The organism is Kiloniella laminariae DSM 19542, assembly GCF_000374005.1.
In the GTDB taxonomy this organism is placed as follows: Bacteria; Pseudomonadota; Alphaproteobacteria; order Kiloniellales; family Kiloniellaceae; genus Kiloniella; species Kiloniella laminariae.
The window spans coordinates 51340-70987 of sequence record NZ_KB893171.1 but is presented as its reverse complement, the minus strand read 5'-3'; the positions used below and the strand labels follow the sequence as shown (position 1 = coordinate 70987).

The window sequence follows — 19648 nt, the reverse complement described above, 5'->3', positions numbered from 1 at the left end:
ATGAAGTATTACGAGGTAAACTTCGACGGTCTGGTTGGCCCAACCCATAACTTTGCCGGTTTGTCTTACGGCAACATTGCCTCTGACAAATCAGCCAAGGAAAATTCCAGTCCCAAGGGTGCCGCTCTGCAGGGGCTGGAAAAAATGAAAGCCCTGTCCGATCTTGGCATGAAGCAAGGCGTGCTGCCGCCACAGGAGCGTCCACATATGCCAACCCTGCGCAAGCTGGGATTTACAGGCAGCGACAAGGAAGTGTTGGGCAAGACAGCCAAAACCAATCCTGCCCTGCTCGCCGGAGCCTCTTCGGCCTCCTGCATGTGGGTTGCCAATGCCGCCACCGTCTCGCCGCATCCGGATACCGCAGACGGACGCACGCATTTTACCCCGGCCAATCTGGTGTCCATGTTCCACCGTTCAATCGAACATCCGGCAACCGGACGGGCCTTGCAGACCATCTTTGCCGACGAAAGCCGCTTTGCCCACCACCCTGCCCTGCACAGCAGCAGCCACTTTGGCGATGAAGGTGCCGCCAACCACACCCGTTTTTGCAGTGACTACGGCGACCCCGGGGTCGAGTTTTTTGTCTATGGTGTCGAGGCGCTGCGCAAAGGCGCTCCGGCCCCGAAACGCTTTCCCGCCCGTCAGACACTCGAAGCCTGTCAGGCCGTCGCCCGGCTGCATGGACTGGCTGATGATCGTGTGGTCTTTGCCCAGCAGAACCCGGATGTGATCGATCAGGGTGTGTTCCACAACGACGTGATCTCCGTTGGCAATGGCCGCATCCTGTTCCACCACGAAAAGGCCTTCCTCAACAGCACTGAAGTCAAAGCAGAACTGGACCGCAAACTCCCCGGCGCTGATATGATCTTTGTCGAGGTACCGGACGCCCAGGTTCCGGTCGAAGACGCCGTGCAGAGTTACCTTTTTAACAGCCAGCTGATTTCCTGCGGCGCCAATGCAAGTGGTCGGGGAGGCAGCAACAGCGCCACCTTGATTGCCCCGATTGAGTGCGAGGAAAACCCGCGGGTCAAAGCCTATCTCGACCAGCTGGTCAGCAGTGGCAGCGCCATCAGTGACGTACGTTTTTTCAACCTGCGTCAATCCATGAAAAACGGCGGCGGCCCTGCTTGCCTGCGCTTGCGTGTGGTGCTCAATGATGGTGATCTCGCGTCACTCGGCGCCAGAGTCCTGCTTGACGATCATCTCTACGCCGATCTGAAAGCCTGGATCGAGCGTCACTATCGCGACGAACTCACCGCCGAAGACCTGCGCGACCCGGCCCTGCTTTACGAGGTCCGCACCGCCTTGGAAGAACTGACCCGCATCCTCAACCTCGGCAAGCTCTACGACTTCCAACGCGGGTGAGATCGGTCGATCTCTTCATCAATAGAAAACTCTCTGCCCCGGGAAGCCCTGCTTCTCGGGTTCTTTTTTTATCAAACAAACCAGGCATGCAGAGCCATGCCATAAAGGAAATGTTATTCACCTGGCTTCATAAACTTCTGAATGACTTCGATTCTACCGAAGATATTATCATTGAACTCGTCCATTTCTTTAGTAGAAATCCACCATTCCCTATGGTTTTTACCACCTACGCACCCGATGTGGTGCCGAGATAAATACTCTTTGTTTATCTTTAACCTTGTGACATAGCCCACTCCATAAGCATTAACATTCCAGCAGGTAAGCTCGATCGCTCAGTCTTCATTTATAACCGGATAGAATATCGATTGATCTGAAAGCCGGGGGGCCATTTTCTCTAGTTAGAGGTAGCAACAAGATCGATCTCTTTTGGTCCGGCAGGACGATAGCAGGTGATTGTTTCCATTATCATATCTTTAAAATGTATGCTTGACTCCGTCACTAAAACTCATCAGCCACACAAATCTTTCAACGTCAGGGATAATGCAATTTGGGAGAATATGAAGAAGAGTCGTTTATGCCAATCGAAACAGGACCGTGTACTCAAACACTTCGATACCAAAACAGCTAAAAGTTGCCGAGATTCCTCGATAAATGTAATCTGTAAAATCTCGCCTTATTATTCTGGGACAGCCCAAATATCTCTACTTTTAATTGTTCAGATTAATTGGGTACGGGCAAACAACAGTTTTCCCGCTTTCAATCGCAACATTAATATCTTTCACATAGCTTGTGAAATTTGGAACAAGGCCAGATTCTTCAGCTTTGTCAAAACAAGCCTTTATGAGGTGCCCCTTTTTCACACAATTCTTCAATGCAATTAAATTAGACACTTTTTCGACAGGAACCGAAGAAAAAACACTATCAATGTCCGCATCTGATAACTTGTCCTCGAGGCTCATAGCATGCAGTGCTAGAGTAAACATGTGAGATTCACGGGGAGTATCCCCTGGAGGCACGAGCCCAAACTCATACATAGCTGCCCAAAGGAGAGATTGAGCATCGCGATGATCTCGTTCCACCCACGGCCAAACTATATTCCAAAAGCCTGAACAATCCCCTTCCTGCAGATATGTTCTTATTTTCCCCCTATCCTCTAACCACTGATCTTCTGTTTGAGAAAGTGCCGGGCCAGAGCTAAAAACCAACATCAAGAAAAGTACGATTTTAGCCTTCATAAATGAAATATCTATAAATGATCAACTCACCACAAATAAACGATATTATTATAAAATAAAACGCTAGAGTAATAGCTATAATCTCGCGTTTAAATGTTTTTCTCAGAGCGGCAATCTGTTCATTATCCTCGTGACCAAATGGCGCTCCTATTGGCAAAAAAATAATTTTCTTGCATCAGGAAGTATTTGCTTTGCTCTATGCCGATAAACGAAAGATCTGTACCAAACAAAAATTATGACAAGAAGCGCTCCATATACCAGCACATAGAAAAACATTCACACCCTTTCTTCTTACTGTATATCAGCACAGAACTATTAACAGAAGCCTCATCACTCATACAAATCTTCCCGGGTCGGCGGCAGGCCTGACAGGCCTTTGCTGCGTTTGGAGGCGACGGTCTGGAAGATGTTCAGGGTGCCGCGGGAGAAAGCCAACGAAACCCCGGTGAGATAGAGCAGCCAGAGGCGATAGCGTTCTTCTCCGGCTTCGGCGATGGCGGCTTCGCGGTTTTGCTCCAGCCTTTTAGCCCAATGTTCCGTGGTTTTGGCGTAGTGTTCACGCCAGGCTTCGACGTCGTGGACTTCAAAGCCATGCGCCTCGAGATTGCGCGCTGTCATGCCGATATGATCAACCTCAGCACCGGGGAAGATATACCTGAGCATGGAATTGTATTCCGGGCGCTTGCGGTTGAACTTGGCATCGCTGGTCTTGCCCCGGCGGGTAATGGCGTGGTGCAGGTAAAGCCCGCGAGGTTCCAGCAGGCGATTAACCGTCAGATAGTATTCCCGGTGATTTTCAATCCCGACATGCTCAAACATGCCAATGGACGAGATCTTGTCGAAGGTTCCTTCGAGATGGCGGAAGTCTTTCAGCTCGACCGAGACCTGTCCCTCCAGCCCACGTTCTTTAATTCTCGCCTGTGCCAGGGCCTGCTGTTCTTCCGACAGGGTAACCCCCAGTGCCGTCACGCCATAGTTCTGGGCCGCGTAACAGATCAGCGCACCCCAGCCACAGCCGATATCGAGCAGGCGATCCCCCGGCTTCAGGCGTAACTTGCGGCAGATCATCTCCAGCTTGTCGCGCTGGGCCGTCGCCAGATCGTTGGACCAGTCTTTGAAGTAACCACAGGTGTAAACCATTTCCGGATCAAGGAAGAGTTCATAGAAACGGTTGGAAACATCGTAGTGATAGGCAATGTCGTCTTTTTTACTGCCTGTCCCGGCTGTACTGCCTGCACCATCAAGTCTGGCTTTTTCTTTTTGACCTGGTGCAAAAAACAACGGCAGCAGGGATTTGAGCAGAAGTCCCTTGTTCAGACGGCGCAGCAGTTTTTTTGACTTGCCCTGTGGTCGCCGCTCGGCCAGATCAAACAAAGAGCCGCCGCGAATTTCCAGTCCCCCGGAAAGATAGAGGTCAATAACCGTCTTGAAGTTCGGCTTGCGCAGCAATCGGGGAACAACCGTTTCATCCGCCACCGCCAGACGCAACCCCTGCTCCATCCCGGCTGATGCCGGAATAACCGATCCATCCCAAAGCTGAAAGGCGAAGTCGAGTTCCAGCTTTTCATGTACATGAGCCAAGACCAGCCTGACCCGTTCAAGCCGCGGATGTTTTATTGCAGATGTCACCTTGATCCCCCTCAAAATGGTCTCGCCAGGAAAGATTACCCAAGCATAGGTAGTACGGCAACTGCTCAACACGCCTAAAGCATTTAAAGCCTGCTTAACCGCAGCTATCAGCTCTTGTCTTTAACTCCTCCTCATCCTATCTCCTTTGCAGAAACAACAAGGATGCCCATGCCCACCTCCTTCACAATAAAACAGGACGGCCCCTGGCTGGAAGCCGTTTTCCCCGAGCCACAGCAGATGCTGAGCTGGGCGCTAATCAACGGGGGCTACGCCAGCGCGAAAGAAGTCTGCTGGCTCCAGGTCAGCAATGCAGACTTGCCCCCCGGGCTTGATCCAGTCGAGCTGTTCAGTAGAAAACTGGAAGAGCGGGGAGTGACAAACGCAGTTGGCCTGATGACTTCACGACAGGTAAGCAACTATCATTGTTCAAGCCAAAAGGAAGGGAGCGTTGAGGTTTCAACCCTGATGACCCTTGGCCTGTCCAACGCCTTGAGCATCAGGGGTGAAGCTGCGGATAATTCCACGCCCCCTACAGCACCGGGAACCATCAACCTGCTCTGTCATCTCTCTGTTCCCTTGAGCGAAAAAGCCCTGCTTGAAGCCAGTTCCATCACCACACAGGCCCGAACGGCCGCCCTGCTGGAATTCAACTGGATCGCCCCGGAGCAACAGTACCCGACAACCGGCACCGGGACTGATTGCATTGTCATCGCCTGCCCACTCCAGTCTCAGGCCCGGTCTGTAATCAGTCCCCCAGCAAACTTTGCTGGTTTGCACACGGATTGCGGCAAAGCTCTTGGCAAAGCGGTTTACGATGTCACACGTGAAGCTGCACTGGCTTGGTTTGAACAGAAAAATATTCCGGTCACGCCACAGAAATTTTTACCTTCGGGAACAGGCACTGCCGCGCAAACGCTTGTTTCCAAATCACCGCCCCTGTAGGCTGTGTCCCGAATAGTGCCTGTGAATACCCTGACTTATTCCGGGTTCGGCCCACATACAACGAATAGAGATACGACAAGATGGATATTATTCTCGGTCCACTGATTACTGTAACAATTGTTGCCCTTGATCTCTTCAAATGGGCATTGCTTATCTCTATCATTCTCAGCTGGCTGGTTAACTTCAACGTCGTTAACACCCAGAACCCTTTTGTGAATACTGTAGGTGAGTTTCTCTGGCGTCTGACAGAACCGGCACTCCGGCCTATCCGCAAGGTCGTTCCGGCCATCAGCGGAATTGATCTCTCGCCGATCGTCCTGTTCCTGATCATTATGTTTATCCAGAACATGCTTGCCCGGTTGGCCTATTCGATTGGTTAACCCAGTGATCTGCCCTTCCGTCATACGAGCTGGACATGAATAACCTTTTCGCCCTGACTAATACGGATGCACTTCTGGTTATTGATGTGCAGAATGATTTTTGCAGCGGTGGTGCCCTGGCTGTCCCAACAGGCGAAGCCGTTGTCCCGCTGATCAATGATCTCAGCGGTAAATTCCCCCACAGTCTCGCGACGCAGGACTGGCACCCCCGCAGCCACCAGTCCTTCGCCAGCCAACATCCTGGCAAAGACCCCTTCACCCTGACCGAGATGCCCTATGGCCCCCAGGTTCTCTGGCCCGAGCACTGCGTCCAGGGTACGGCGGGTGCCGCGTTCCATCCCGATCTGAAAACTGATCAGTTCGAACTGGTCCTGCGCAAAGGTTTCCGCCCGGAAATTGACTCCTATTCAGCCTTTTTTGAAAACGACCAGCGCACCTCGACAGGCTTGAGCGGATACCTGCGCCAGCGCCAGATCAAGCGGGTCTTTCTCTGTGGACTGGCGACAGATTTCTGTGTCTACTATTCAGCGATGGATGCCCGGAAAGAGGGCTTTGAAGTCTTTGTGATCGAAGATGCCTGCCGGGCGATTGATCTGGAAGGGTCACTTGGCACTGCATTGGAAGATATGCGGAATTCAAATGTGAAGCTGGTTACGACGGACAGCTTCTAGCCAATCTCCGATCAGCTGATCTGCAATTCGGAACAGATTGCCTGATCCCGATTGCGATAAGTCATTGCATCCCTAACCGGAAAACCATAGAAAATCCGGATTGCGGTATCCCCGGAAAAATCAGGGATATCTCCGACGATCAAACCAAGGAGATCTGCAGATGTCCACTGCGACGATTATTGATGGTAAAGAATTCGCGGCAGGCCTGCGCGGCCGTATTGCTGAAGAGACCGCCCGCCTGAAAAAAGACCACAATCTGGTTCCCGGCCTCGCCGTGGTTCTGGTTGGCGAAGACCCTGCAAGCCAGGTTTATGTCCGCAGCAAGGGCAAGCAGACTGTTGAAGTCGGCATGAACTCTTTTGAATACAAGATGTCAGCCGAGACCACCCAGGAAGAACTTCTGGGCAAGGTCCATGAGCTCAACAACGACCCTGCCGTACATGGTATTCTGGTTCAGCTGCCCGTGCCTGCCCATATTGACGACCATGCAATCATCAATGCCATTGATCCGAACAAGGACGTTGACGGCTTCCATGTGATCAATTCCGGACGCCTGGCGACTGGCGCAAAGGGTGCCAGTGCACCAATGGTTCCCTGCACACCGCTTGGTTCCCTGATGCTGCTGAAAGATCATCTTGGCGATCTTTCCGGCAAGACGGCTGTTGTCGTCGGTCGCTCCAATATCGTGGGCAAGCCTATGGCCCAGTTGCTGTTGCAGGAAAGCTGCACAGTCACCATCGCGCACAGCCGCACCAAAGACCTTCCTGCTGTTGTTCGCCAGGCTGATATCGTTGTCGCCGCTGTCGGACGCCCGGAAATGGTCAAGGGCGACTGGATCAAACCGGGCGCAACTGTGATCGACGTGGGCATCAACCGAATTGAGCTTGACGGCAAGAACAAGCTGGTCGGTGATGTTGCCACCGCTGAAGCCATGTCCGTTGCTGGTGCCATTACCCCGGTTCCAGGCGGTGTCGGCCCCATGACCATCGGCTGTCTGTTGGCCAATACGCTCACAGCAGCCTGTCGTCAGGCTGGCATCGCAGAGCCAAAACTGCTCTGATTCCTTCAAAGAGCGCAAAATCAAAAAGCCTTGAGAATTTTGCTTCTCAAGGCTTTTTTCATATCCGCTATCTGCTCTGGTGCTTCAGCTTACTACAGTGTAGTTCCCTACTTTTCAGTAATCGCCAGTTTGAACAGCCCTTTGATCGGGGCTTTCGGATCAACAACCTCACCCTTGCGGATGATATTGATCCGGCCACTGCGTGCCAGATAAAGCGCCTGCTGGCGAACTGCTGGCAGGTATTTGCGCCAGCTGTCCGGACGGTCTTCTTTTTTAGCCCGTGGCTTGTAAAAGGCCCGTGCCAGATTATCCGGGCTCATCGGTGCTTCAGCACCGTAGAGCTCTCCAAGGATAAAGACGGCAACGGGATCGTCTGTTTTCTGTTTTTCTTCGCTCATGGCGGATCTCTCTTATCGACTGTTGCGCTTTCACTAACGCGAAAATCCATCCGGAGCAATCACATTCTGGTTTCCCCTCTGCATAGCCACCCTGCAGAAACCGGATGTTTCCCTGGTTCACCTGTTGTGAACTCTAGCGTTTGCGTGCGATGATAAACAGCCTCGGGAAACGCAGCATTACACGACCATCAGACATTCGCGGATAGGCCTGGCTGACGGCCCGGCTATAAGCTTCAAGAAACAGCTTTCGGTCGGCAACAGAAAGAGGATCAAGATAGGGCTTCAGCCCGGTGGCCTGCAGCCACTGCACAATTGCCTCCGGCCCCGGCAGGACATGCCCATAACAACAACGCCAGATATCAACAAGATCACAGGCAGGCGAGAGATAGTCATAATAGGCCTCAAAAGAGCCAATAACGGCACGCTTTCCCGAAGCTGCACTTAACTGTTCTTGCCATCTCGGTCGCTTTGCTATTTCGCGCATCAATTGATGCGAGGGCTCTGACAGGTTGTCCGGCATCTGGACCGCCAGTAATCCTCCCGGTCTGAGCTTGTTTATCAACCCAGGGAAAAGGTAGGCATGATCCGGGCACCACTGCAGGGAAGCATTGGCAAAAATCAGATCCAAAGATGTTTCTGAATGCCAGTTCACAATATCATCTTGGACAAACTTAACATGAGGAAAACGCTCTCTTGCCCGTTCCAGCATCGCGGGAGAGGAGTCTAGCCCGATAACACTGGCTTCGGGAAACTCCCGGACTAGCAGCTCGGTAGAATTTCCCGGGCCACAGCCAAGATCGACGATCTGTTCAAGATCACGACTTCCAAGGTGGGCCACAGCCTTTTCCAGAAGTTCTGTTGCAGGACGTGTCCGCATGGCCTCATAGAGCAAATAAAGTTCCGCGTCCCAATCAGCCATAGCCGCTCATCTCCCCTCGTACTGAATGTCAACAGCATGCCTGAAAAACAAAAAACCCCGCAAGAGCTGCGGGGCTTTAAGCTGAAAAACAGTATGAATTAACGCTGTTTGCTCAAAAGCTTCAGACGCAGCGCATTCAGCTTGATAAAGCCTGCTGCATCATGCTGGTCATAAACGCTATCTTCTTCAAAGGTCACATGCGCCAGGCTGTAGAGTGACTTTGGTGACTCACGTCCGGTCACGATCACATTGCCCTTATAGAGGCTGAGACGCACAGTTCCCTCGACATGTGTCTGTGACTTGTCGATCAGGGCCTGCAACATTTCACGCTCGGGGCTGAACCAGAAACCATTGTAGATCAGCTCCGCATAGCGCGGCATCAGCTCGTCTTTCAGGTGCATGGCACCACGGTCGAGCGTAATGGATTCAATCGCGCGATGCGCCGCCAGCAGAATTGTACCGCCCGGCGTTTCGTAAATGCCGCGGGACTTCATGCCGACAAAACGGTTTTCCACCAGATCGAGACGACCGATACCATTAGCGCCACCCAACTCGTTCAGCTTGGTCAGAACTTCGGCAGGTGACAGACGCACACCGTTGATGCCAATCGCATCGCCGCGTTCGAATTCAACCGTGATTTCAGTTGCAACATCCGGAGCATCCATCGGGGAAACCGTGCGGGAATAGACATGTTCGCCCGGTGCGACCCATGGGTCTTCCATTTCCTTGCCCTCGGAAGAGGTATGGAGCAGGTTGGCATCGACAGAGAAAGGCGCATCACCACGTTTGTCTTTGGCAATCGGAATCTGGTGCTTCTCGGCAAACTCGATCAGGCGGTTACGGGATGTCAGATCCCATTCACGCCAGGGCGCAATCACTCGAATGCCGGGGTTCAGCGCGTAACAGCTCAGTTCAAACCGGACCTGATCGTTGCCTTTGCCAGTTGCGCCATGGGCAACAGCATCAGCCCCGGTCTCACGGGCAATCTCGATCAGACGTTTGGAGATCAGCGGACGGGCAATGGAAGTCCCCAGCAGGTAGACGCCTTCGTAAAGTGCGTTGGCACGGAACATCGGGAAGACAAAATCGCGGACAAACTCTTCGCGTACATCTTCAATAAAGATATCCTTCACGCCGAACATCTCGGCCTTTTTACGGGCTGGTTCCAGCTCTTCACCCTGCCCCAGGTCTGCGGTAAAGGTCACAACTTCACAATTATAGGTTTCCTGAAGCCACTTCAGGATAACCGAGGTATCAAGCCCACCCGAGTAGGCAAGAACGACTTTTTTGATATCGCCCATGAGAGTCTACGCCTCTATGAAAAGTGCCCGTATTTTACAACACGGATGCCGATTAAAGGTAAATCTGCCGGGAGTATAGGTAAATCACAGCCCAGAGCAAGGGGGGGCAGCAGCTGTTTATATGGATTCGATAGAAAAACAGAAATTTCTGTTCTTCAGCTCACCCCCTGTGCATTTGCAGGAATAGTTCTGGAAAAGAAGCCTGAACAGCACAATATTACTTTCCAGGTCCTTTCAGGGCAGGAAACAGACAGACCAATGAACCACAAAGCGGGTATAAATGGACAAGTTAACCAGCTTGAAAATCTTCTGCGCTGTCGCAGACGGCGGCAGCTTTGCGGGGGCAGCCCGCGATCTCAATCTCTCCCCTGCCATGATCAGCAAACACATCGCCCGCCTGGAAAATGATCTCGGCACCCGCCTGTTCAACCGGACGACCCGACAGGTAAGCCTGACCGAGGCCGGAGCCCTTTACCACGAAAGATGCCGTCAGCTTCTGGCTGATCTCGAAGAGATGGACACCTCGGTCAGTGAGTTGGGGGGCAGCCCTTCGGGTATCCTGCGGATTACTGCACCTATGGATTTTGGCCCCCAATATCTGATCCCTGCCATTAAAAGTTATCAGGAGCAGCACCCGAAAGTTCGTGTCAGCCTCACCCTGAGTGATCGTTTTGATGACATTCTCAAGGAGAACTTTGATCTGGCCATACGGATAACCTCGGAGCTACTGGATTCAAGTCTTATGGTTCGCGCGATTGCAGACACGACGGTCGGCCTCTACGCTTCTCCTGCTTACCTGGAAAAACATGGCACCCCCCGCACAGCAGACGATCTGGTCGGGCACAAGGGAATACACTACACCCTGTCCAGACACGGGCCCTGCTGGAGCCTGCCAGAAGGAAATAGCATCCGCAAAGTTGCAATGGACTGGACACTGGATGTTAATAACGGCCGTGCCCAATGCGAGGCTGCAGCCCAAAATATGGGAATCACTCAAATTCCGGACTTTATTGCCGGAAATGATCTGGCCAGCGGACGACTGGTTGAGGTTCTTCCCGAGCTGGCCTGGCACAATAAAATTTATGCCATCTATCCCCATCGCCAGCTTCTTTCACCTAAGGTATCCAGCTTTATTGACCACCTCAGCATCTATTACCGCCAACACAAGAACTGGTAAGCCTTCCTAGAGGTCCAACACAAGGATGGGGTTGCTTTCAGCCACCACAGCCGGAACCGCGCTGCAGATCAGGGCGTCGCCGTCTTCTGGCGGGAAAACCCCCTGTCTGTGTTGGACCGATCCGTAGCCCACACGAGTACGGCAGCTTCCGCATGTTCCGCTGCGACAGGAAAAATCAGGTTCCAGTCCGGCGGCTTCCGCCAGATCCAGCAATGTTCCCTGCTCCTTGCTCCATTGCACCTCAATGTCAGCCCGGGCGAAACGCACCATCATCGTTTCAGGGACAGGCCCAAATGATGACTCATCACTGCTGATATCTGCCCCCTGCTCAAGAACAACTGAAGGACCGAAACTCTCATAACGGATACGACCTTTAGAAACCCCAAGCTCCAGAAGAATTTTATAAGTCTGCTGCATAAATGCCGCTGGTCCGCAAAGATAAAAATCATAATCCGCCAAGGGCAAAAGCTTCTGCAACAGGACCTTGTTGATACGGCCATGGAGTGATGTTTTATCGTCAAGAACATCTCCCGATCCTGGCCGAACATAACAAAAACTCAGGTTAAGCTGGGTAAACAGCTGGTCGAGCTGTGTGAGGTAGTCCCGAAAAGGTTGCTGCCCGGGTTTTTCATTTCCATGAATAAAATAGAGCTGCCGATCATTCTTTGTAACGGCCTGTTCTTTGAGAAAAGCTTCGAGCATTGCGATCATCGGCGTGATACCAACACCGACAGAAAGCAGAACGAGCGGGCGCTGGCTCTGACCATTGAGGACGAAATTGCCCCGGGGTGCCTGCGCCTCAATAACATCTCCTGGTTTGAGCTGATCATGGAAGAACCGGGAAACCCGTCCTTCTTTCTCGCGCTTGATCGTCAAACGGTACCGCCGACCGTCATATCCGTTGGAAAGGGTATAGTTTCTGCGCGTAGCTCTTCCCTCAGGCACTCCCTCACCTGAACGTTCTTTTTCAAGGAGTACCCTTATCGGCAGATGCTGCCCTGCAGTATAGAACGGTAGCGGTTGACCAGCGTCCTCCGGCTCCAGATAAAAGGAAGAAACCGTTTCACTTTCCCGTTCGATCTCGCTCACACGATAACGTTGCCAGCTCTCGCGGTTATCCGCATGACCATGATTCGCCTTGAGAACTTGATCAGCTGTTTTCCAATCCCCTGTCGCCTCCAGATAGGGAGAATAGTTGTCGAAGCTCCAGCGCAAAGGCAGGCTTTGCTCTGACAGGATAAGCTCATCGATGGTAATCCGTATGAGCCTTTCAGCATCCCTGAAGGCTGCGACCTCCGGCCCCTCCCAGATTATCTCTGCGCTACCGGTCAGATAAAGCATATCCCCCTTGTCGAAGTCAGGGACCAACAGTCCGACTTTTGGATAAACCTCAATATTACCGATTGTATTGAAATGATTGTTTCCCGGAAAATCAGGAAACAGGAGAGTTTTGTTGTCCACAACTTTCAGAAAGCCCGGCTTGCCACCCCGGTGAGAGACATCCACACCCTGTCGCTGATCTGTTCCATCGTTGAAATAGGCAGAGGCAATAAAGAAAGTATCCGCTTGAGAAACAATTCTTCGGGCTTCACCATCAAGGATATTATTACGTTTAATTTGACCCGGAACAAAATGTCCCTCATCGAGATTGTTGTCAAAACTGCTGTGCCGCGCCTGAATGTATTGAGGGCAATTGCCAAAAGCCTGATCAACCCGTACCGAAAAAGCACCGGAAGCATCACAGGCTGTTACTTTACCAGCCAGGCGATTGCGTCGCCGGGTATGAAACTCGATCCCCAGAAAGCCCAGAGGAACATCCAGCGCCAGGTTATCCCCAAGAGGATCCCCAGAAAGTGGCCTTGACTTGATCGACAGGCTTTTACGATCGGGTGAAGAAACAAATCCGGGCTGCCCAACAACCATAGAAGCCCAGGGCCTGCCCTGGCTGTCCAGTGAACCGACAACAAGCTGAGGGAGCTGGGCATAAAAATCCTGATGTTGTTCTGGAAGAAACCCTCGCATCATTTTTGGCGCATAACTGTGAACAGCCTCCAACACGCCCACGCGGCGCTGGACAGTGATCTCTCCCACATGAAATGGCGTGGTATCTGGATCAAAAAATGTTTCAGTCATGCCCTTCTCCCTTTCCGAACATCCGATATCGAGCTCCTGATAAGGGACACTGCTTCTACAGTGCCCCTTGCTCCCCCATTAAGCCGCCTGTTCCTTTGGGGTTTTCTGCATGCCAACAAAATTGGGGAGAGCTTCGATACGACCGAGCCATTTCTGGACATTGCCGTAGGTATCAAGCACGACATCTCCTTCGGGGGCGTGTGCGATGTAACTATAGGCCGCGATGTCAGCAATGGTTACCGCTTTACCCGTCAGAAAAGCACGGTTCGCAAGAACACCATCCATGATGGATAACAAAGCATGTGCTCTGGCTTGCGCAGCTTCAAGATCCAGCTTTGCGCCAAAGACCTTGACCAGACGTGCAGCTGCCGGGCCGAAAGCAACAGGTCCTGCAGCAACAGACAACCAGGCCTGCACTTCTGCTTCCTCCAGAAAGTCTGTTGGGAGCCAACGCCCAGCGCCATAGGTCCGGGCAAGATAAACCAGAATGGCATTGGAATCCCATAATACTGTGCCGTTATCGTCCAACACCGGGACTTGGCCAAAAGGATGCAGTTTCAGAAACTCAGGTGTTTTATGCGCCCCGGCCAACAGATCAACATCAAGCAATTCGTACTCCAACTGGAGCAGAGAAAGAAACAGTTCCACGCGATGGGCATGACCTGACAGCGGATGGCGATAGAGTTTGATCATTGGATTTATCCTATCAAAGTAAAATTGGTTTGCTCAGAAGAAGAGACCAGAACTTTCTCGGTATCTTCTCTACCCAATAACTTAATTTGCTCGATACCTCATTGGTATTGGTCTATTTTGGATATTATTATAAACAAATTGGATATAGTAATGGATACGCTGAACGCCATGCGGATCTTTACCTGCGTCGTAGACCAAGGAGGGTTCACAGCCGCTGCCCGACATCTTGGCATTTCAACAATGCTCGCCAGCAAGTATGTCAAGCAGCTGGAAGACCAGATTGATGCCCGTCTGCTTAATCGTACCACCCGACGAGTGAGCATTACCGAGCTGGGACAAGCCTATTACGACCGGGCTCTTTTTATCCTTGAACAGATGGATGAGTTGCAAAGTCTGGTTGGTGAGGAAACGGGAAGTATTCGCGGGCACCTCCGGGTGACGGCACCACGGGTTTTGGGAGAAGGAATTGTGGTCGATTGTGCCAATGATTTCCTCAAACAACACCCCGGGATCACCATAGATCTCAGCCTGGAAGAACGCATAGTGGATATTGTCCAGGAAGGTATTGATGTTACTATTCGTTTGGGAAATCTGAACGACAGCAGCCTGATCACGCGAAAGATTGCCCGGTACAAATATCTGCTCTGCGCCAGCCCCGATTATCTTAAAACACGGGGAATACCAACCCATCCCGACCAGCTCAAAACACATGATTGCATTGTGGGATCAACCATCAGCAGGACCAATCAGTGGGAATTTATCGTCTCGGGCCAAAAAGTCCTCCAGACTATTAAACCCCGTGCCCGGGTGAATGCGGCAGAAGCGATACGAAAAATGGTGCTGGCAGACCACGGGATTGGCATGTGTCTTATTTCGACAGTGCAGGATGATCTGACCAGTGGTCGATTGGTGCGGGTCCTACAGGAATTCGAGGCCTATGATCGCAATGCCTACGTTATCTATCCGCATCGACGGCATCTTGCACCTCGGGTAAAGGCTTTTGTTGATCATGTCGCCCTTTATTTTCGTGAATCCGATCAAGTGGACCATTAACCAAGGAGTGGTCTTATCGCCGACCACACCGCGCCTGAACGTTAGTTTCGATCAGGCCAGATTTGATGGTGGCTATCAATAACAAAGCTATGTGCGTGGCGATGTGGAGCGTGATAGTGCGGATGTCGGTGTGGCTCCGGCCCTTCCCACCCCTGGTGCTCGTGACTGTGATGTTCATCATGCCTATGTAGATGCAGATGGGACACCTCCGGGTGCTCGTGCATCAAAACATCACTATCCTCTCGCGGCCAGACCAGCAGAGCTGTCAGTCCACCGGCCAAAACACCACCGGCCATGATTATAAAGGTCAGCTCCAGTCCCAGATAGCGACCAAGCCAGCCCGCCAAGGGATAGGTCATCAGCCAGCAGGCATGTGACAGGGCAAAATGAGTTGCAAAGATACCGGGAAGATCTTCTTTTCGGGCAGAACGTTTGAGCAGTAATCCCCCGGGTGTCTGGACCATAGCTCCCCCGGCACCGATCAATGCCCAGATCAGCAGAGCCTGACTGTAGCCCGGCTGAAAGAACGCTGCGACAAGCACAAGGAACAACACAAAAGCGCCACAGAGCATCACCGACCGTGGCGGGAAGCTCTCCAGCAAGGTCCGCAAGGCAAGGGCAACAAGCATTGATCCCAGGCCCGCAGCAGCCAGAAAAAAAGCCACATCCTGTTCACTCCCCGAAAGGGTATCACGGACAAATACCACCGTATTAACGATCACCATAACTCCTGCGGAAGAGACCGCAAAACTCAAGGCCAGCAAGCCACGCAACCGGGGGGTAGCCAGATAGATCCTGCTGCCGCGTGATACCCGCCTGAAAAAGGAACTCTCCTCCTCCGTAGGCTGCGCCCTGGGCAAAACAACAGAGATAACCAATAGAGCAGAAGCCAAAAATCCGAACACGGTTCCCAAAAACAGCCAATGAAAACTGATCACGGTGAGCAGAATACTCGCGACAAGAGGACTGAGCAGCGCTTCCAGATCATAAGCCAGCCGGGAGAGCGACAGCGCTTTGGTGTAGTCGTCCTCTTCCGAAAGAATATCGGGAATCGTGGCCTGAAAGGTTGGGGTGAAAGCTGCCGAGAATGACTGAAACAAAAACACCAGAAGGTAGATCTGCCAGATTTCACTGACAAAGGGCAAAAAAACAATCATACCGGCACGGCAAAGGTCCAGACTGACAAGAAAGGTTTTCCGTGGCACACGATCCGCAAAGGCCCCTACCAGCGGTGCCACACCAACATAGGCGACCATTTTCAATGCCAGCGCAGTTCCCAAAACGGCACCGGCATCAGCCCCCGCCAGTTCATAAGCAAGCAAGCCAAGAGCAACAGTTGTCAGGCCACTTCCCATCAGGGACAGCAGCTGAGCAAGAAAAAGATGTCTGTATATGCGGTGACGCAGCACACTGAGCATTTATGCATACTTTCCTGGAGCGATGTCTCGGTCGGATTCAGATCTTCAATTGTTTTTTACCAATAACGGAAGCTATCTTCACCCTTGTGCAGGGTCAAGGACAGGCCATGTCTCCTTTGTTTCACTTTTGGCGGAAAGACCATAGCCCTCTGAAAACCGAACCTGAATTCCCGCCGGACAGTTCAACGAACAAATTAATAGAAATATTATTTTGCTGACAAAATATTTACGATTACCCACTTAAGCTTCAGCCAAAATAAATTAACCAAATAATCAAACCAACAATAAAATCAAAGAACAGACGTGGTTTTAACAAAAATAATTATACCGAGTTCCCCGGTCGAAACCACGACAAGGAGCAATTAGGAATGGGTGACACGACTTCGATGCTGACTGCGGAAAACCTCAAGCAAGAACATGAAGAGGAGACCCAACCCGTGATCCGGTTTGGGATCGGAAAAAGGCTGATCCTTGCATTCAGTGTTGTTGCAGCAATGACCATCATCGGCAGCCTCATCGGCTGGTATAATCTTTCCCGTTTGAGCCAGGCACAGGCAGAACTTACTCTCGAGAGCGTCCCCTCCATTACTTCTGCCCTGAAGCTTTCCGAAGAAATTTCCCGACTGGCCGCAACAGCTCCCTTGCTCCGGACTGCAACCGGTACCGAACAGCGAGATCGCCGTTTCCAAACGCTGCAGGATTCCATGACTGCAGCAGAGGGATATCTGGCAAGTTTGAGCACTCTCAATGTCAGTCAGGATGCAATTCAGAATATCCGCGAGAGCCTTGCCGCAATTGCTCCTGAAATTACCCGCCTCAACGAACTGGGCCAGGAAAGCCAAAACCTCGCAACCAGGCGTCAGGAACTTGAAACACAGCTCCCCCAGTTTCGCGAAACAGCCCAGAAAGAAATTGCCCCTCACCTGATCAAGATAAGGCTTGGAATCATCGATGGCGAGGGAGAACCGCTTCAGCACATGATTCTGCAGCAAGGTCTGCTGGAATTCAAAGGCTCAACCAATCTGCTTGTCGGCCTGCTTGCTGAAGGAGGACAGAGCAACACCATCGCAGGCGTCGAGGCCATCGAACAAACTTTTCTGACCTCGCTCGGCTCCATGGCGACCCCCCTGTCCCAGCTGTCGCAAAATCAGGAGGTGCCCAAACTCAGCGAAATGTTCCAGTCTCTTCTGCAGCTTGGCAGCAAAGGAGACCTGCAGAACAACATTCTTCTGCTGCGAAAAGAAGAACTAAAGCTTCTGGAGGAGAGTGAGCAGATCATGCAGACAACCCGTAAGTTGGCTGAAGATTTGTCTGTGCAGATCAGTGATTTGGTTCGAACATCAGAAACAGCTATTGCGCTGACAGCAGAAGCAAATGATGCCACCTCGAAACAAACTGAAATCGTGATGCTGTCAATTTCGCTTATCTCACTCGTCATTTCTGTCCTCATCGGCTGGCTTTATGTTGCCAGGAACCTGCTCCGACGGCTTATGGGGCTGGTTACTTCTATGGAAGAGATTGCCAACGGAGATCTGACCACCAGCATCAACAGAAACGGCAACGACGAAATTAGCAAGATGGGTTTTGCTTTGGCAGCATTGCGGAATGTTTCCCGGGAAGCCGAAGAGCTCAAGCAGGAGCAGGAGCTAAGTCAAACCAGACTGGAAGAGGAAAAACGTGCTAGCGCCCAGAAGCTCGCCAATAACTTTGATACCTCTGTCGGCCAGTCAATCAGCATCCTCTCGAGCAATGTCAGTATCATGCGTGAACAGGCCCGGGAAATGCACGGCCTCGCCGAGAAATCCCAGAAAGAAACCCAGGAAATCAGCAGCGCCAGTGATGTCATGTCCAATGATATTTCCACAGTCGCCGCCGCAACAGAGGAACTGTCAGCGTCCATCGCCGCGATTTCCAATCTGGTCTCGCAAAGTACTCGCATTTCAACAGACGCGGTTTCCCGCGCAACGACAATGAACGGCAATATAAACCGCCTGAACGAGGGCTCGAAACAAATCGAGAACGTGATCAGTATGATCAGCACCATTGCCGAACAAACCAATCTCCTTGCCCTTAACGCGACCATCGAAGCGGCAAGGGCTGGAGATGCCGGGAAAGGATTTGCCGTTGTTGCATCCGAGGTCAAAAATCTCTCGAACCAGACAACCAACGCAACAGAAGGCATCAGTACGCTGATCAGCAGCATTCAGAGCGAAATTCACAGTGCAGTTGATGCCGCCGCACAAATTGACGCCGTAATCAAGGAAATCGATGAAATCGCGGCAGGTATTGCCAATGCTGTACAGGAACAGGGAAGTGCCACACGGGAAATCAGCCAGACGGTCAACCAGAGTGCCAGCAACTGTTCTGTCATTGCCGAAAGAGTGCAGGGCGTCACCTCGGCGCTGACCAGAACCAACCAGTCAATGTCCCAGGTCCTCGAGGGTGTACAGAAGATAGACCAGGAAAGCAGTCTTCTGACGGGTAATGTTGAACAATTCCTGGCCAGTATTCGCAAATAGGCTCATTTAAAACCTGGTGCTAAGACTGCGCAGTCAAGAGAGCGCCTTCAGCACCAGGGACCCGGCAATCAACCACATGACAATTCCGACAAGACAGTCGAGAACACGCCAGGCCTGAGGCCGTTGAAACAACGGGGCAAGCCACTGGGCTCCCAGGCTAAGTGAAAAGAACCACAGAACAGAGGCAACAACCGCCCCCATACCAAACCAGAAGCGCGTATCCTCGGGATATTGCGCCCCGACCGAGCCAAGCAAGACCACAGTATCCAGATAGACATGCGGATTTAGCAAACTTACCGCAAGCGTTGTCAAAACGGCTTTTTTAATACTGTCCGGTCCGCTTGACTGTCGCGCCTTCAGGACTTCCGGGTTCATCGCCGCCCGGAAAGCAGAGATACCATAAAAAAACAGGAAAGCCGCACCAGCCCAGGCTGTGATCTGAAGAAGCAGGGGGTTAGAGGTCACCAGTAGCCCCATCCCAGCCACACCCAGCGTGATCAGCAGCGCATCAACCAGAGCACAAATACCGGCAATCAGGAGCTGATTATTCCCCCGCAGCCCCTGTGTCAGAACATAGGCGTTTTGGGCTCCTATAGCGATGATCAAGCCTGCACCTATTCCCATCCCCTTGATAAAAGGGGCAACAATAGCGAACATATCCGTTTTTCCTGCAAAAGCGTTTTCAAAACTCGCTTCAGAGTAAAACAACAGTCCATTATAAGTATTGTTTGAAATAATAATATTTCATTAGAAAT

At 51.8% G+C, this 19648-nt stretch carries 17 protein-coding genes; 8 read left to right on the top strand and 9 right to left on the bottom strand.

Annotated features, from left to right (window positions below; translation table 11 throughout):
• Positions 1-1365: an N-succinylarginine dihydrolase gene (gene astB / locus B152_RS0121435; protein ID WP_020594510.1), complete on the top strand. Its 1365-nt coding sequence runs from the start codon at positions 1-3 to the stop codon at positions 1363-1365.
• Between the two features lie 707 nt (positions 1366-2072).
• Here astB and B152_RS0121425 read toward each other — a convergent pair.
• Both B152_RS0121425 and B152_RS0121415 read right to left on the bottom strand, forming a co-directional pair.
• Positions 2073-2600 carry a hypothetical protein gene (locus B152_RS0121425; RefSeq protein WP_020594508.1) on the bottom strand — a complete coding sequence of 176 codons (528 nt, stop codon included), beginning with the start codon at positions 2598-2600 and terminating at the stop codon, positions 2073-2075.
• 330 nt (positions 2601-2930) lie between these two features.
• Positions 2931-4229, bottom strand: coding sequence for an SAM-dependent methyltransferase (locus B152_RS0121415; RefSeq protein WP_020594507.1), 1299 nt, complete (start codon positions 4227-4229; stop codon positions 2931-2933).
• A gap of 168 nt (positions 4230-4397) precedes the next feature.
• On the opposite strand from B152_RS0121415, the gene B152_RS24660 reads away from it, so the two are divergent.
• From B152_RS24660 to folD, 4 genes are all read left to right on the top strand, one after another.
• Positions 4398-5171: an adenosylcobinamide amidohydrolase gene (locus B152_RS24660; protein ID WP_083921975.1), complete on the top strand. Its 774-nt coding sequence runs from the start codon at positions 4398-4400 to the stop codon at positions 5169-5171.
• A gap of 80 nt (positions 5172-5251) precedes the next feature.
• Positions 5252-5551, top strand: coding sequence for a YggT family protein (locus tag B152_RS0121405; RefSeq protein WP_020594505.1), 300 nt, complete (start codon positions 5252-5254; stop codon positions 5549-5551).
• 35 nt (positions 5552-5586) lie between these two features.
• Positions 5587-6222 (top strand): bifunctional nicotinamidase/pyrazinamidase, encoded by a 636-nt coding sequence (gene pncA, locus B152_RS0121400; protein ID WP_020594504.1) that lies wholly within the window; start codon positions 5587-5589, stop codon positions 6220-6222.
• Between the two features lie 160 nt (positions 6223-6382).
• The gene (gene folD, locus B152_RS0121390) at positions 6383-7282 is read left to right on the top strand and encodes a bifunctional methylenetetrahydrofolate dehydrogenase/methenyltetrahydrofolate cyclohydrolase FolD (RefSeq protein WP_020594502.1); all 900 of its coding nucleotides are present in this window, start codon (positions 6383-6385) and stop codon (positions 7280-7282) included.
• A gap of 107 nt (positions 7283-7389) precedes the next feature.
• On the opposite strand, the gene B152_RS24655 is transcribed toward folD, so the two are convergent.
• The 3 genes from B152_RS24655 to B152_RS0121375 all read right to left on the bottom strand — a co-directional run bounded on the left by B152_RS24655 (position 7390) and on the right by B152_RS0121375 (position 9900).
• Positions 7390-7680 carry a DUF3253 domain-containing protein gene (locus B152_RS24655; RefSeq protein WP_020594501.1) on the bottom strand — a complete coding sequence of 97 codons (291 nt, stop codon included), beginning with the start codon at positions 7678-7680 and terminating at the stop codon, positions 7390-7392.
• A 133-nt stretch (positions 7681-7813) separates the two neighbouring features.
• On the bottom strand, positions 7814-8599 hold the full coding sequence (tam, locus tag B152_RS0121380) for a trans-aconitate 2-methyltransferase (protein WP_020594500.1): 786 nt from the start codon (positions 8597-8599) through the stop codon (positions 7814-7816).
• A gap of 98 nt (positions 8600-8697) precedes the next feature.
• Positions 8698-9900 carry an argininosuccinate synthase gene (locus B152_RS0121375; RefSeq protein WP_020594499.1) on the bottom strand — a complete coding sequence of 401 codons (1203 nt, stop codon included), beginning with the start codon at positions 9898-9900 and terminating at the stop codon, positions 8698-8700.
• A 280-nt stretch (positions 9901-10180) separates the two neighbouring features.
• Between B152_RS0121375 and B152_RS0121370 the strand changes: the two genes are divergently transcribed.
• Entirely contained in the window at positions 10181-11077 is an 897-nt protein-coding gene (locus B152_RS0121370; RefSeq protein WP_020594498.1) for a LysR family transcriptional regulator, read from the top strand.
• Between the two features lie 6 nt (positions 11078-11083).
• On the opposite strand, the gene B152_RS0121365 is transcribed toward B152_RS0121370, so the two are convergent.
• Both B152_RS0121365 and B152_RS0121360 read right to left on the bottom strand, forming a co-directional pair.
• Positions 11084-13210: a 2Fe-2S iron-sulfur cluster-binding protein gene (locus B152_RS0121365; RefSeq protein ID WP_020594497.1), complete on the bottom strand. Its 2127-nt coding sequence runs from the start codon at positions 13208-13210 to the stop codon at positions 11084-11086.
• A gap of 78 nt (positions 13211-13288) precedes the next feature.
• Complete coding sequence (locus tag B152_RS0121360) at positions 13289-13903, bottom strand: glutathione S-transferase N-terminal domain-containing protein (RefSeq protein WP_020594496.1); 615 nt, start codon at positions 13901-13903, stop codon at positions 13289-13291.
• Positions 13904-14053: 150 nt separating this feature from the next.
• On the opposite strand from B152_RS0121360, the gene B152_RS0121355 reads away from it, so the two are divergent.
• A complete protein-coding gene (locus tag B152_RS0121355; RefSeq protein WP_020594495.1) occupies positions 14054-14956 on the top strand; it encodes a LysR family transcriptional regulator in 903 nt (300 codons plus the stop codon).
• A 41-nt stretch (positions 14957-14997) separates the two neighbouring features.
• On the opposite strand, the gene B152_RS0121350 is transcribed toward B152_RS0121355, so the two are convergent.
• A complete protein-coding gene (locus B152_RS0121350) occupies positions 14998-16374 on the bottom strand; it encodes an MFS transporter (protein WP_020594494.1) in 1377 nt (458 codons plus the stop codon).
• Between the two features lie 368 nt (positions 16375-16742).
• Here B152_RS0121350 and B152_RS0121345 point away from each other — a divergent pair, with 368 nt between their 5' ends.
• Positions 16743-18893, top strand: a complete 2151-nt coding sequence (locus tag B152_RS0121345) for a methyl-accepting chemotaxis protein (protein ID WP_020594493.1) — start codon at positions 16743-16745, stop codon at positions 18891-18893.
• A gap of 33 nt (positions 18894-18926) precedes the next feature.
• Here the strand turns inward: B152_RS0121345 and B152_RS0121340 are convergent, their stop codons facing one another.
• Complete coding sequence (locus B152_RS0121340) at positions 18927-19550, bottom strand: LysE/ArgO family amino acid transporter (protein ID WP_020594492.1); 624 nt, start codon at positions 19548-19550, stop codon at positions 18927-18929.
• Positions 19551-19648: the final 98 nt, after the last annotated feature.

Bases quoted from the DNA above. Each gene is read 5' to 3' on its own strand.
- astB (WP_020594510.1), top strand. From the start codon at position 1: ATGAAGTATTACGAGGTAAACTTCGACGGTCTGGTTGGCCCAACCCAT.
- B152_RS0121425 (WP_020594508.1), bottom strand. From the start codon at position 2,600: ATGAAGGCTAAAATCGTACTTTTCTTGATGTTGGTTTTTAGCTCTGGC.
- B152_RS24660 (WP_083921975.1), top strand. From the start codon at position 4,398: ATGCCCACCTCCTTCACAATAAAACAGGACGGCCCCTGGCTGGAAGCC.
- B152_RS0121405 (WP_020594505.1), top strand. From the start codon at position 5,252: ATGGATATTATTCTCGGTCCACTGATTACTGTAACAATTGTTGCCCTT.
- pncA (WP_020594504.1), top strand. From the start codon at position 5,587: ATGAATAACCTTTTCGCCCTGACTAATACGGATGCACTTCTGGTTATT.
- folD (WP_020594502.1), top strand. From the start codon at position 6,383: ATGTCCACTGCGACGATTATTGATGGTAAAGAATTCGCGGCAGGCCTG.
- B152_RS24655 (WP_020594501.1), bottom strand. From the start codon at position 7,680: ATGAGCGAAGAAAAACAGAAAACAGACGATCCCGTTGCCGTCTTTATC.
- tam (WP_020594500.1), bottom strand. From the start codon at position 8,599: ATGGCTGATTGGGACGCGGAACTTTATTTGCTCTATGAGGCCATGCGG.
- B152_RS0121375 (WP_020594499.1), bottom strand. From the start codon at position 9,900: ATGGGCGATATCAAAAAAGTCGTTCTTGCCTACTCGGGTGGGCTTGAT.
- B152_RS0121370 (WP_020594498.1), top strand. From the start codon at position 10,181: ATGGACAAGTTAACCAGCTTGAAAATCTTCTGCGCTGTCGCAGACGGC.
- B152_RS0121365 (WP_020594497.1), bottom strand. From the start codon at position 13,210: ATGACTGAAACATTTTTTGATCCAGATACCACGCCATTTCATGTGGGA.
- B152_RS0121360 (WP_020594496.1), bottom strand. From the start codon at position 13,903: ATGATCAAACTCTATCGCCATCCGCTGTCAGGTCATGCCCATCGCGTG.
- B152_RS0121355 (WP_020594495.1), top strand. From the start codon at position 14,054: ATGGATACGCTGAACGCCATGCGGATCTTTACCTGCGTCGTAGACCAA.
- B152_RS0121350 (WP_020594494.1), bottom strand. From the start codon at position 16,374: ATGCTCAGTGTGCTGCGTCACCGCATATACAGACATCTTTTTCTTGCT.
- B152_RS0121345 (WP_020594493.1), top strand. From the start codon at position 16,743: ATGGGTGACACGACTTCGATGCTGACTGCGGAAAACCTCAAGCAAGAA.
- B152_RS0121340 (WP_020594492.1), bottom strand. From the start codon at position 19,550: ATGTTCGCTATTGTTGCCCCTTTTATCAAGGGGATGGGAATAGGTGCA.